Genomic DNA, 13,586 nt, shown 5'->3' on the forward strand with positions numbered 1-13,586 from the left:
ATACTAAAAAGCAGAGTGTGCTGAAGAACATATCTCTGCTTTTTTCGTTTTAAGAGCATATTGAATATAGTGCTAGAACAAACCCAACTGCTGCCCACTAACTCTTTCAAAGTCTAAACCGATGAAGGGCAGTATTGCCTCTGCGACCGGTTTAATCTGCTTGTCGATATAGTGCTGATAATCGATACCACTCTTTAAATACTCCTTGGGCTCAGGGCCACTCAGAGTAATCAAATACTCAATGCGTCCTTTATTTTGGTATTGAAGAGGGCGCCCTAACTGAGCATTGATCTCATCGGCCATACGAGCTGCGCGAACCTGCGGCGGAATGTTCTTTTGGTATTCATGTAATTTGCGGCGTAAGCGCTTTTGATACACCAATAAATCATCATGTTTGCCAGCAGAGGTTTCATCAACAAACTGTCTGACGTAGTCGGTTGGATCTTGATCGTGAAACACCATCTCATACAAGGTTTGTTGGAATTGCTGTGCGAGAGGTGTCCAATCGGTGCGTGCACTCTCAAGCCCTTTAAATATGATCTTTTCTTTATCGCCTTGAGTGATTAATCCGGCATAACGTTTCTTCGAGCCGGTTTCTGAACCTCTAATGGTCGGCATTAGAAACTTGCGATAGTGAGTCTCGTATTCCAATTCGAGTATTGAGGTTAGGTTGTGGGTCTCTTTTAAGTGATTCGTCCACCAATCGTTGATGTAAGCGACCAGCGTGTTCCCGATCTCGTCTGCTTTTTGCTGATCATAACTGCCGTTCAGAGACACGAAGGTTGAATCGGTATCGCCGTAAATCACTTGATAGCCTTTGTCTTCGATCAGAACCTTGGTTTGCTTCATGATCTCATGTCCACGCATGGTAATTGAAGACGCTAACCGGGTATCGAAGAAACGACAACCAGACGAACCTAACACACCATAGAATGAGTTCATGATGATCTTAATCGCCTGAGAGAACGCTTTCTCGTTGTTCTTCTTCGCCACATCACGTGCAGCCCAAAGGTTTTCGATCATCTCGGGCAAGAAGTGTTTAGAGCGGTGGAATTGCCCACCTCGAAAGCCATCAACGGCTTGGTTTTCTGCTGGGCCTAGTTCAAGCTTCAACCCTTCAATTAGTCCCATAGGGTCAATCAGAAACGAGCGAATGATCGATGGATACAGGCTCTTAAAATCGAGTACCAAAACCGAGTCGTACAGATTGGGAATTGAATCCATCACATAACCACCGGGGCTAGCAATCCAGTTCTCAGGCTCTAAGTTAGGCGCGACATAACCCGCTCTGTGTATCTGTGGTAGGTACAAATTAGTAAAAGCAGCAACAGAACCGCCAACACGATCAAGCTCGACACCAGTCAGTCGCGAACGCTCAATCGCAAAATCGAGTAGGTGGGTATGTTCGAAGATTCGGTTTACCAACACACAGTCTTGAAGGTTGTACTTAGCGAGTGAAGGCTTATCGAACTTAAACATCCGGTTAATCTCATCCATGCGGTCATGAACGTTGTGGATGTCTTTGCCTTCACCAAGTAACTCTTGCGATACGGACTCCAGTGACCAAGACCGGAAGTGGTAGGTTGCCGTTTTAAGCATATCGATACCATCCAAGACAACGCGCCCTGGGATGGTGATAAACCCCTGCTGATTCTGTGCAGAGCTACGGAAAAAGCTTGGTTGATTGTCTCTACCGATATTTAGCTTTACTTCGTTCCATTCTGAACGTTTGTGCAGCAGCCTAAAGTCGAAGTCGATAACATTCCAACCAATGATGATGTCAGGGTCAAATTCAGAGAACCACATAATCATGGCTTCAAGAAGAGCTTTTTCGTTGGCAACCCATTGGATGTTGGTGCCGGCTTCTTGAGGGGCGCCGACCATGATCACTCGGCTATCCATCGAGCTGTCTAGACCAATCGAATAAAGCACGCCTTTTTCTGAACATTCAATATCAAGCGAGACGACAGATAGATTGGGTAAGTAGTCGCCCGCTCGGCATTTCGCATTTGAGACTCTGCGATGCTGGTTCTTTTGTACCGCGGTACCCGTGAACTCAATACTTCCTTTGATAAAGCGTTCCATCAAGAATCGGTCAGCGAGTCGAATATCGCTTTCAAAGGTTTGGATTTCTTCGTTATGGAAGGCTTGCGCTAAACCAAAGCTACTTCTCGACAGCGAGGTATAACACGCGGCGAGAGGTGTTTGCTCGAATGTGGCTAGTTCTAGAGGCTTAAATTGGCAATCAATCGACTCTTTGGCTGCGATTGTCTGACATGCTTCTAAATCAGATTGAGCGACAAAAAATACAGGTTTTTCATTTGGAATGGTCAGCAGAGTAGGGCCTTGAGGGGTGCTTAACCACAAGTCGATTTGCGTGCGCCCTGAAAAATCTCTTGCTTGTCTTGTGAGTACAAAGCCTTGCTGAATATCCAATGTAGTAACCTATTGAAATGGGGAATCGAATACTACCATCTAGCGACCCTCTGCGCACAAAAGGCAGTAAAAATACTAACTAAATTCTAGTTAGTAGAGGCAAATAACGGGACTCTATAAGCAAATAAGTGAAATTGTCGCGAATGGTTATTCAATGGTATTGAAAATATCTTTATCTTATGTAATTTTATTGGGTGTTGTTTTAACTGGTTGATTTTTAGAAAAAGCTTGTTGTTTTAGTTAGCTTATTTGTTAATAAGTACTTGCTAAAGTTCGTGTTTCAGCACATATTCAACAGAGCTTTTTTTTAGTAATTAAGTTAAGATGTACTCAATGCTGCGATCCACTGTTCCTTTGTTCAATTGTTTCAAACAGATGAAATGACACAGTGGTTGCAGAGCCAATTAATAGTGTGGAGATACAAGTTTGATAAATGTTTTCCTTGTAGATGATCACGAGCTGGTTCGCACAGGGATACGACGTATTATTGAAGACGTCCGTGGAATGAACGTAGCAGGGGAAGCTGAAAGCGGTGAAGATGCTGCAAAATGGTGTCGTACTAACAATACTGACGTTATTTTGATGGATATGAATATGCCTGGTATTGGTGGCTTAGAAGCAACCAAGAAGATCTTGCGTTTCAACCCTGATGTTAAAATCATCGTTTTAACTGTTCATACGGAAAATCCGTTTCCAACTAAAGTGATGCAAGCTGGAGCTGCTGGTTACCTTACTAAAGGGGCAGGTCCGGATGAAATGGTAAATGCAATTCGAGTGGTTAATAGTGGCCAACGATACATTTCACCAGAAATTGCGCAGCAGATGGCTTTGAGCCAATTCTCGCCTGCGTCTGAAAATCCATTCGCAGACTTATCTGAACGTGAACTTCAAATCATGATGATGATTACCAAAGGTCAGAAAGTGACGGATATTTCAGAACAACTCAATCTAAGTCCTAAAACAGTCAACAGTTACCGCTACCGCTTGTTCAGTAAGCTGGATATCAGTGGCGATGTAGAGCTGACGCATTTAGCGATTAGACATGGAATGTTAGACACTGAGACCCTTTAACACTGAGATCGTATAGTGACCAACTTGTTTGACTCAGTCTCATTCCTCAAGACAGTAACAGAGCAGCCCGGCGTTTATCGAATGTATAACGCCGAGGCTGCCGTTATTTACGTCGGTAAAGCTAAGAACCTCAAAAAACGCCTTTCCAGTTATTTCCGTAAAAAAGTCGACAGTGAAAAAACACGCGCTCTAGTTAGTAATATTGACAAGATCGATGTCACTGTAACGCACACGGAAACAGAAGCGCTCATTCTTGAGCACAACTACATCAAGCAGTACTTGCCTAAATACAACGTACTTTTGCGTGATGATAAGTCGTACCCTTATATTTTTATTAGCGGTCACAAGCATCCTCGTTTGTCGATGCACCGTGGTGCTAAGAAGAAAAAGGGCGAATACTTTGGTCCTTACCCTGATTCCGGCGCTGTGCGTGAGACGCTACACCTAATCCAAAAGATTTTCCCTGCCCGCCAGTGTGAAGATACGGTTTATGCCAATAGAACGCGCCCGTGTTTGATGTATCAGATTGGTCGTTGTGCTGCGCCATGTGTTAGCTCAATCATCTCTGATGAAGAGTACAGTGAACTTATCGACTACGTTCGTCTGTTCCTGCAAGGGAAAGACAAATTAGTCCTTGAGACGCTCATCGACAAAATGGACAAGGCAAGCCGTGAGCTTCGCTTTGAGCAAGCTGCCGCTTTCCGTGACCAAATCCAAGCGATTCGACGCGTGCAAGAACAACAGTATGTATCTGACGACTCCATGGAAGATATGGATGTGTTGGGCTTTGCTCAAGAGAATGGCGTAGCGTGTATTCATATCTTGATGATTCGCCAAGGCAAGGTTTTAGGCAGCAGAAGTCATTTCCCTAAAATTCCAAACAATACGGTGCGAGAAGAGGTCTTTTCGAGCTTTTTAAGCCAATACTATCTTGCGCATAATGAAGCAAGAACCATCCCAACTCGTTTGATTCTCAATGCCGATTTGATGGAAGATGTCACACCTATTCAAGAAGCCTTGTGTGAAGTGGCGGGTCGTAAGATTCACTTCAATACCAACCCTTCTGGTACCCGATGTCGTTACCTTAAATTGTCGAATACCAATGCATTGACGGCTATTACCACCAAGATTAATCACAAGATGACGATTAATCAGCGCTTCAAAGAGCTTCAAGAAGTGTTGTCGATGGATGCTATCAAGCGCATGGAATGTTTCGATATCAGTCATACCATGGGTGAAAGCACGATTGCGTCGTGTGTGGTGTTCAATCAAGAAGGCCCGGTTAAACCAGAGTACCGTCGTTACAACATCACCGGCATTACAGGTGGCGATGATTATGCAGCGATGGCTCAGGCGCTTGAGAGACGTTATTCGAAGCAACTCGATGTCGACAAGATCCCAGACATCATCTTTATCGATGGTGGTAAAGGTCAGCTAAACCGCGCTCATGAGATCATTTCTCAATATTGGGGTGATTGGCCGTTTAGACCAAGAATGATGGGTATTGCGAAAGGCGTGACGCGTAAACCGGGTTTAGAAACTTTGGTAACCCTTGAAGGTGAAGAGTTTAATTTACCTAGCGATGCACCAGCGCTGCATCTTATCCAGCACATTCGTGATGAGAGCCATAATCATGCGATTGCAGGGCACAGGGCGAAACGTGGTAAAACGCGCAGAACCAGTGCTTTGGAAGGAATTGAAGGGGTAGGACCTAAACGTCGTCAAGCTTTGCTGAAATATATGGGTGGCTTACAAGAACTTAAGCGTGCAACTGTCGAAGAAATAGCCAAAGTGCCGGGCATTAGTCATTCTTTGGCAGAAAACATTTATCAAGCATTGAAACAATAGTAAAAATCCCGCACCATTAAAGCGCAATTAATAAGAGCCCAATAATATGCGTTTGAATATACCTAACATTTTGTCCTTACTGAGACTATTTTTGATCCCAGTATTCGTTGTCGTTTTCTATCTACCTTATCAATGGGCTCCTTTCGCTGCTGCGATGGTGTTTTGGGTAGCCGGTTTCACTGATTGGCTAGATGGCATGCTAGCTCGTAAGTTAGGGCAAACGTCTCGCTTCGGTGCCTTCATTGACCCTGTGGCTGACAAAGTGTTGGTCGCTACGGCTCTTATCCTGATTACAGAGCATTACCACTCTATTTGGATAACTATTCCAGCCGTGACCATGATTGCTCGTGAGATCATCATTTCAGCGCTTCGTGAATGGATGGCTGAAATCGGTAAACGCGCAAGTGTTGCGGTATCTTGGGTTGGTAAAGTCAAAACGGTTTCTCAGATGTTCGCTCTTTGGGTACTTATCTGGAGATACGACGACTGGATGGTGTGGGTAGGTTACATTGCACTGTATGTCGCCACCGTTCTTACTTACTGGTCAATGGCACAATACTTGATGGCTGCCAAAGACGATTTGTTAGACGAAAAACATCATTGATGAAGAAGCGAGCTGAGGCTCGCTTTTTTGATCTTTAACCTAAGGTTAAGTTATCAATAGTGGATATCTAATGTGATATAGATCTCCTTTGAATAACCCGCTCACAGTGTGTTTTGAACATAAAGTCAGCTATTTGGCCTGTTTCGTATGAAATCTATTCAAACGAATTAAAAATACAAAAATAATATTGACTCAATCGTCTGAATCCGTAGAATGCATCCCGTACCCAAGAGGATAGCAATGAGCGATTCGATTGGAGTTACTAAGGCGCCTTGGCAGAGTGGCTATGCAGCGGATTGCAAATCCGTGGACCTCGGTTCGACTCCGGGAGGCGCCTCCATTCTCTCTTTCTTCTAGAAAGAATTTGAATGAAAATGCGATACTAGCTCAGTTGGTAGAGCGCAACCTTGCCAAGGTTGAGGTCATCGGTTCGAACCCGATGTATCGCTCCAAATTTTGTAATGTTGATTGGCGTCAGCATTAAGATGGTGTTTTACTTTTCAGTAATCGGCATCGCAATAAAGAATTGCGTGCCCTGGTGGTGGAATTGGTAGACACAAGGGATTTAAAATCCCTCGGCGTTCGCGCTGTGCCGGTTCAAGTCCGGCCCGGGGCACCATCTATTAAAGTCTTTATCTCGATAAAGCAAATGCGATACTAGCTCAGTTGGTAGAGCGCAACCTTGCCAAGGTTGAGGTCATCGGTTCGAACCCGATGTATCGCTCCAAATTAAGAAGCCCGAACAGAAATGTTCGGGCTTTTTGGTTTCTGACGTTTAGCTTTTACGTTTAAGAACTCTTCTTGTTCGAATCCGCACTCAACATTCATTTCTATCTCTGTTTCAAATTTTGCAATCAAGTTAGTTTTTAAAAGCGAGATTCCTTATGAACTTGTTCCTCGTGCTAGGGAATGACGGAATGACGGAAAGACGGTATGACCTCAAAGTCTCTCTAGTAACGTTTATAAATCCACGTCGTCATCCTCGGGCGTGAGGAACGAGCGAACCGGGGAGCTCTTGCCGCTTGCTGATTAACTTCAGTTAAATCTATTGCATCAGATAGTTTCTGAATAAAACAATACATCGACATGTTGTAAGGGACTCCCAATGAACTCATTCTTCAGGCTAAGGAATGACGGAAAGGCGCCACAGCCTCAAAGCCATCACTAACACCGCCTGTACACCCACGTCGTCATCCTCGGGTGTGAGGAACGAATGAACCGGGGATCTCTTGCCGCTTGCTGATTAACTTCAGTTTAATCTATTGCATCAGATAGTTTCTTGAATAAAGCAATACAATGACATGTTGTAAGGGGTTCTCTATGAATTCATACCTCGCTCTAGGGAGTGACGCCATGACCTAAAAGCTTCTCTAGCAACGTTTATAACCCCACGTCGTCATCCTCGGGTATGAGGAACGAATGAACCGGGGATCTCTTTCCCAAACGATAGTGTGACGATATTTACAGCAATTGCTTAGCCACCGCTGCTATTTATCAAGCTATTACTAAAAACTATTGATCGTTCATTTCACTTTATGTTACTTTCCCGCGCAATCTCGGAATGAAAATGTTCAAGAAAAGCAACGATTGCTTCTGGGGGATACGCGTAGTGACCATTCTTGCTGATTGGGACATTACGTAGGGTAGGTATTGGCTAGTCCTTTAGCTGATAGACGGGATACTTATGGCGCAGTTCGTCATGTTAATGGGAAACCCAACATTGAACACACTAATTACAACATTGCTAATCAGCTCTGCATTTCCAAAGGGACCAGCTCCTCATAGCTGCCCGATCCTGCAAAAATGTCCAATTCTTCAAAACAGTAGCATTACTGAACCTTGAGCTCACGCTAACAATTTATCGCTGTCTTAAGACGGCTTAATTTCGTATTCGTCATTTGACTTATGCGAGCGTACAGCTATATCTCATTTCTAGACAATACGTGTACTTCACTATGAACTCTCTCCAAATTTAACGAGAGTTGGTGGGTAATTGCGTCTGATGGAGGTGAGTATGAACACATTCAAGGGGACTTTTATGACTACCGCCTTTGAAGTCGATATCAATACTATCGCAAATTCATTTTCAACTATGGTTCCTATCTTAGAGGGAACGTACGACCTAACACCTGACGCTATTTTGCTAGAGCAAGAACAGCATGAGTCGGATGTTCGCTCTTACCCAAGACGCCTGCCTATTGCTATTAAACGAGCATGTGGCGCTTTAGTTGAAGATACTCGTGGCCAACTCTTTCTCGATTGCTTAGCCGGTGCAGGTACACTTTCTCTGGGTTACAACCACCCTGAGATTAACCAAGCACTTAAAGACCAACTCGATTCTGGTTTGCCATACCAAACACTTGATATCACGACTCAAGCAAAAGAGACGTTTATCAAGCGAGTTAAAGCTTTTCTTCCTCAAGACTTTTCAAATAACTCGGTTCTTCAATTCTGTGGCCCATCTGGCGCTGACGCTGTGGAAGCGGCGATCAAGCTCGCCAAGCAAACCACAGGTCGCAACACCATGTTTGCTTTCCGTGGTGCTTACCATGGTATGACGAACGGCACCATGGGTATGATGGGTAACCTCGGCACTAAAGAGCGTCGTAGCGGCTTGATGTCTGATGTGCACTTCATGCCTTTCCCATACAACCTACGCTGCCCGTTTGGTATTGGTGGTGAAGCGGGTGCTAACGCGAGCATTCGTTACATCGAACGTATGTTGAATGATGACGAGTCTGGCATCATGAAACCGGCGGCGATGATCGTTGAGCCTGTGCAAGGTGAGGGCGGTGTGATTCCTGCTCCAGCATCTTGGTTACAAGGCCTACGTCGCATCTGTGATGAGCACGGCATCCTACTGATTTTTGATGAGATTCAGTGTGGTGTGGGCAAAACTGGCCATCGATTTGCGTTTGAAGAGTCTGGTGTTAATCCAGATATCTTATGTTTATCTAAAGCGATTGGTGGCGGACTGCCTATGTCGCTGCTTGTGTTCGATAAGAGCATTGATACATGGAAAGCGGGTGAGCACACCGGTACATTCCGTGGTAACCAATTAGCAATGGTCTCTGGCGCTAAGGCGTTGGAGATCATCGAACGAGATGGCTTAGTTGAGCACGCGAACATCGCAGGCCAATATTTACGTCACGGGCTTGAGAAGATTCAATCACGCGTTAGCTGTATTGCTGAAGTTCGTGGTAAAGGCCTGATGCTCGGTGCTGAGATCAAACAACCAAATGGTGAGCTTAACAAGTTTGGCGAACCACAATCAGACGGCGAACTAACCCTAGCGATTCAACGAGCAGCGTTAGAGCGTGGCTTGATGGTTGAAAAGGGTGGTCGTGATGGCTCGGTAATTCGTTTCCTTCCGCCAATGATTATCTCTTTTGAGCAGATTGACTTTGCACTCCGCGTAATGGAAGAAGCGATCATCGCAGCTGGTGGTGGCTTACAACAAGACCCAACTTCAAGCGAACAAGCAAACCAAGAATGGAACAAGCATTTCATCCATACAGGTTTAGGCGGTAGCGACGAATTTGCTAACGTGATGAACCAAACCACTCAAGCGATGAAAGCGGTTTTTGAACAGGTTGAAACCCCTTATTCGGGTTTAGATCCAAAAGTGCTAGAAGCAGCTATCAATGCTGTCGACCTTGATAACAATCAACACGCTTTGGTTGATGTTGTAGATAGTACTGCAGACCTTGTCGCTGCAAACTCCATCTTCGTGCAACACCCAGATTGCATTGCACACCTTCACACTCCTCCTCTTATGGCTTCGGTAGCAGCGGAATCGATTATCGCGGCGTTGAATCAATCAATGGATTCATGGGACCAAGCATCGGCTGCAACTTATGTTGAGCAGCGCGTGGTTGATTGGATGTGTGACAAGTACCAACTTGGCGCACAAGCTGACGGTGTTTTCACTAGCGGAGGCACGCAAAGTAACCTAATGGGTTTACTGCTTGCGAGAGACTGGGTTGCGGATAAGCACAATGGTCATTCTATCCAAAAGCTTGGCTTACCAGAATACGCGAGCAAGCTGCGTATCTTATGTTCAAAGAAATCTCACTTCACGGTTCAAAAGTCAGCCTCTCTACTAGGGCTAGGCGAAGCGGCAGTGTGCTGTGTTGATACCAATGCAAACGGCACTATCAAGCCTGACTTGCTAGACGCAGAAGTGAAAGCACTGAAAGCACAAGGTCTGATTCCTTTTGCTGTGGTTGGTACTGCGGGCACAACCGATCATGGTGCTATCGATGACCTTGATGCGATTGCAGAAATCGCAAGTCAGCAAGATCTTTGGTTCCATGTCGACAGTGCATACGGTGGCGCACTTATTTTAAGTAGCCATAAAGCTCGTCTACAAGGCATCGAAAAAGCAGACTCAGTGAGCGTCGATTTCCACAAATTGTTCTATCAAACAATCAGCTGTGGTGCGGTGTTGCTCAAAGACAAAGCGAACTTTAAGTACCTTCTGCATCACGCAGATTACCTAAACCGTGAACACGATGAGCTGCCGAACTTAGTCGACAAGTCTATCGCGACTACCAAGCGTTTCGATGCATTGAAAGTGTTCATGACCATGCAAAGCGTTGGGCCAAAGCAGTTGGGTGATATGTACGATCATCTCCTAGAGCAGACGCTTCAAGTTGCAGACCTGATTCAGAAGCATGACGATTTTGAACTGCTTGCTGAGCCGTCACTGTCTACTGTGCTGTTCCGATCGGTGCCTCGCAATGGGCAATCAGCAAACGGTGAGCTAGATTTAGACAAACTGAATCAAACGTTAAGACTGGAAGCTCTGACTCGTGGTGTTGCCGTGCTTGGCGAAACGGTCGTCGACGGTAAAAGCGCGCTGAAATTTACAATCTTGAATCCGTGCTTAACGACATCAGATTTCAAATCTCTAATTAACAAAATTCAAACTTTAGCTATTGAGCTAGCAGAACAACAAGGGTAATTAAAACTATGGCTATTCTACAAATTGGTGCAGGCGGCGTTGGTTGGGTTGTTGCACACAAAGCAGCACAAAATAACGAAGTACTGGGTGATATCACAATCGCTTCTCGCACAATCGCGAAGTGTGAAAAAATCATCGAATCTATCAAGGGCAAAAACAACCTTAAAGATTCAACTAAGAAACTAGAAGCACGTTCAGTGGACGCTGATGATGTTGATGCGCTTGTTGCTTTGATTAAAGAAGTTCAGCCGGATCTAGTGATCAACGCTGGTCCTCCTTGGGTAAACATGGCAATCATGGAAGCGTGTTACCAAACTAAAGTCTCTTACTTAGATACATCGGTAGCGGTTGACCTATGTTCTGAAGGCCAACAAGTACCACAAGCTTACGATTGGCAGTGGGGCTACCGTGAGAAGTTCGCTGAAGCGGGCATCACAGGTATTCTTGGTGCTGGTTTCGATCCAGGTGTGGTATCAATCTTTGCTGCGTACGCGGTTAAGCACTTGTTTGATGAGATTGACTCGATTGACGTAATGGACGTGAATGCTGGCGACCACGGTAAGAAGTTTGCGACAAACTTTGATCCAGAAACCAACATGCTTGAGATTCAAGGCGATTCTTTCTACTGGGAAAATGAAGAGTGGAAACAAGTACCTTGTCACTCTCGTATGCTTGAGTTTGAATTCCCGAACTGTGGTTCTCATAAAGTTTACTCAATGGCGCACGATGAAGTTCGTTCAATGAAAGAGTTCATCCCAGCTAAGCGTATCGAATTTTGGATGGGCTTTGGTGATGCATACTTGAACTACTTCAACTGCATGCGTGATATCGGTCTTCTTAGCCCAGATCCGCTAACACTGCACGATGGTACTGTGGTTCAGCCTCTGCATGTTCTTAAAGCACTACTACCGGATCCAACATCTCTAGCTCCGGGTTACACGGGTTTAACGTGTATCGGTACTTGGGTTCAAGGTAAGAAAGATGGTAAAGAGCGTAGCGTATTCATCTACAATAACGCAGACCACGAAGTGGCTTACGAAGACGTAGAGCACCAAGCGATCTCTTACACAACTGGTGTTCCAGCGATTACCGCTGCACTTCAGTTCTTCCGTGGCGAATGGGCTGATAAAGGCGTGTTCAACATGGAACAGCTAAATCCAGATCCGTTCCTAGCAACTATGCCGGAAATTGGTCTAGATTGGCATGTTCAAGAGCTTGAAGCAGGCCAAGGTCTTCCAGTGATTCATGAGCTGAAAAAATAAGAACTGATTTCTTGTTTTGATTGCTAATTAAAGGGGACATGGATTGTTCCCTTTTCGATGATGATAGCCTTGAAGCTTTGGTATCATTTATTTTGATTTTGTAACTCACTGCGCTCGGACAGGACAAAATCAAAATAAATCACACCAAAATTGTTAATTTACCTTTCCATCTATAGATGCTGCTTGAGTGTTTACAAAAATGACGTTTAAGAAAGAAGAACTAAAAACCCCATATTTCATGATCAACGAAGACAAGTTGATTGCGAACTTAGAAAAAGCCAAGCAACTGAAAGAGATTTCAGGTGTGAAATTGGTACTTGCGCTTAAGTGCTTCTCGACTTGGGGCGTGTTTGACATCATCAAACCGTACCTAGACGGTACTACTAGTTCTGGCCCTTATGAAGTGAAATTAGGTCACGAAACTTTTGGCGGTGAAACTCATGCTTACAGTGTGGGCTACAGTGAAGATGACGTGAGAGAAGTTGCGGATATTTGCGACAAGATGATCTTCAACTCGCAAAGCCAATTCGAAGCTTACCGTCATATTGTTGAAGGTAAAGCCTCGCTGGGTTTACGTCTAAATCCGGGCGTAAGCTACGCAGGACAAGACTTAGCAAACCCTGCACGTCAATTCTCGCGTTTGGGCGTGCAAGCTGACCACATCAAACCAGAAATTTTCGATGAGATTAATGGTGTGATGTTCCACATGAACTGTGAGAACAAAGACGTCGATGCGTTTATCGGCCTGCTTGATTCAATCTCAGAACAGTTTGGTGAGCACTTAGATAAGTTGGACTGGGTGAGCATGGGCGGAGGTGTGTTCTTCACATGGCCTGGCTATGACATCGAAAAACTCGGTCTTGCGCTGAAAGCCTTCTCTGAAAAGCACGGTGTGCAGATGTATCTTGAGCCGGGTGAAGCGATCATCACTAAAACAACCGACCTAGTTGTGACAGTGGTCGATATTGTTGAGAACGTGAAGAAAACAGCGATTGTGGATTCAGCGACTGAGGCGCACCGCCTTGACACGCTTATCTACAATGAGCCCGCATCAGTATTAGAAGCATCAGAAACAGGCAGCCATGACTACGTGATTGGTTCGTGTTCATGTCTTGCGGGCGATCAGTTCTGCGAAGCGAGCTTTGATGAGCCACTTAAGATTGGTCAAAAGCTGCATCTGTTAGACAGCGCGGGTTACACAATGGTGAAATTGAACTGGTTCAATGGCCTTAAAATGCCTTCAATCTACTGTGAACGTAGCAGTGGTGAAGTTCAGAAGCTAAATGAATTCGGCTATGAAGACTTCAAACGCTCATTATCACAATGGTCAGTTAAGTAACTGAATCACAAGTTCAGAGCAATACAAAGAGCAGCTAATGAGCTGCTAATGAGCTGCTCT

The 13,586-nt window shown here is 44.9% G+C and carries 7 protein-coding genes and 4 tRNA genes; 10 read left to right on the top strand and 1 reads right to left on the bottom strand.

Annotation, left to right across the window (positions count from 1 at the left end; genetic code table 11):
• Nucleotides 1–72 precede the first annotated feature (72 nt).
• Nucleotides 73–2,436 carry a DNA polymerase II gene (locus tag AB4274_RS02060; protein WP_372110760.1) on the bottom strand — a complete coding sequence of 788 codons (2,364 nt, stop codon included), beginning with the start codon at nucleotides 2,434–2,436 and terminating at the stop codon, nucleotides 73–75.
• Nucleotides 2,437–2,862: 426 nt separating this feature from the next.
• On the opposite strand from AB4274_RS02060, the gene uvrY reads away from it, so the two are divergent.
• The 10 genes from uvrY (at nucleotide 2,863) to nspC (ending at nucleotide 13,526) form a co-directional block, all read left to right on the top strand.
• On the top strand, nucleotides 2,863–3,507 hold the full coding sequence (uvrY, locus tag AB4274_RS02065; protein ID WP_004729778.1) for a UvrY/SirA/GacA family response regulator transcription factor: 645 nt from the start codon (nucleotides 2,863–2,865) through the stop codon (nucleotides 3,505–3,507).
• Nucleotides 3,508–3,522: 15 nt separating this feature from the next.
• Nucleotides 3,523–5,355 (top strand): excinuclease ABC subunit UvrC, encoded by a 1,833-nt coding sequence (gene uvrC / locus AB4274_RS02070; RefSeq protein ID WP_372110762.1) that lies wholly within the window; start codon nucleotides 3,523–3,525, stop codon nucleotides 5,353–5,355.
• 46 nt (nucleotides 5,356–5,401) lie between these two features.
• Nucleotides 5,402–5,959 (top strand): CDP-diacylglycerol--glycerol-3-phosphate 3-phosphatidyltransferase, encoded by a 558-nt coding sequence (pgsA, locus tag AB4274_RS02075; protein ID WP_017061490.1) that lies wholly within the window; start codon nucleotides 5,402–5,404, stop codon nucleotides 5,957–5,959.
• A gap of 266 nt (nucleotides 5,960–6,225) precedes the next feature.
• Nucleotides 6,226–6,299 (top strand) — tRNA-Cys (locus AB4274_RS02080).
• Nucleotides 6,300–6,335: 36 nt separating this feature from the next.
• A tRNA-Gly gene (locus tag AB4274_RS02085) sits at nucleotides 6,336–6,411 on the top strand.
• Between the two features lie 80 nt (nucleotides 6,412–6,491).
• Nucleotides 6,492–6,578 (top strand) — tRNA-Leu (locus tag AB4274_RS02090).
• Nucleotides 6,579–6,610: 32 nt separating this feature from the next.
• Nucleotides 6,611–6,686, top strand: a tRNA-Gly gene (locus tag AB4274_RS02095).
• A 1,287-nt stretch (nucleotides 6,687–7,973) separates the two neighbouring features.
• A complete protein-coding gene (locus AB4274_RS02100) occupies nucleotides 7,974–10,925 on the top strand; it encodes a pyridoxal phosphate-dependent class III aminotransferase (protein ID WP_372110764.1) in 2,952 nt (983 codons plus the stop codon).
• A gap of 8 nt (nucleotides 10,926–10,933) precedes the next feature.
• A complete protein-coding gene (locus tag AB4274_RS02105; protein WP_017069176.1) occupies nucleotides 10,934–12,187 on the top strand; it encodes a carboxynorspermidine synthase in 1,254 nt (417 codons plus the stop codon).
• Between the two features lie 199 nt (nucleotides 12,188–12,386).
• Nucleotides 12,387–13,526 (top strand): carboxynorspermidine decarboxylase, encoded by a 1,140-nt coding sequence (gene nspC, locus AB4274_RS02110; RefSeq protein ID WP_102393396.1) that lies wholly within the window; start codon nucleotides 12,387–12,389, stop codon nucleotides 13,524–13,526.
• Nucleotides 13,527–13,586 lie beyond the last annotated feature (60 nt).

The sequence above is a fragment of the Vibrio sp. 10N.261.55.A10 genome, from assembly GCF_041470825.1.
Taxonomy (GTDB): domain Bacteria; phylum Pseudomonadota; class Gammaproteobacteria; order Enterobacterales; family Vibrionaceae; genus Vibrio; species Vibrio crassostreae_C.

Coding starts and splice junctions, on each gene's coding strand:
- pgsA (WP_017061490.1), top strand. CDS start 5,402: ATGCGTTTGAATATACCTAACATTTTGTCCTTACTGAGACTATTTTTG.
- AB4274_RS02100 (WP_372110764.1), top strand. CDS start 7,974: ATGAACACATTCAAGGGGACTTTTATGACTACCGCCTTTGAAGTCGAT.
- nspC (WP_102393396.1), top strand. CDS start 12,387: ATGACGTTTAAGAAAGAAGAACTAAAAACCCCATATTTCATGATCAAC.
- AB4274_RS02105 (WP_017069176.1), top strand. CDS start 10,934: ATGGCTATTCTACAAATTGGTGCAGGCGGCGTTGGTTGGGTTGTTGCA.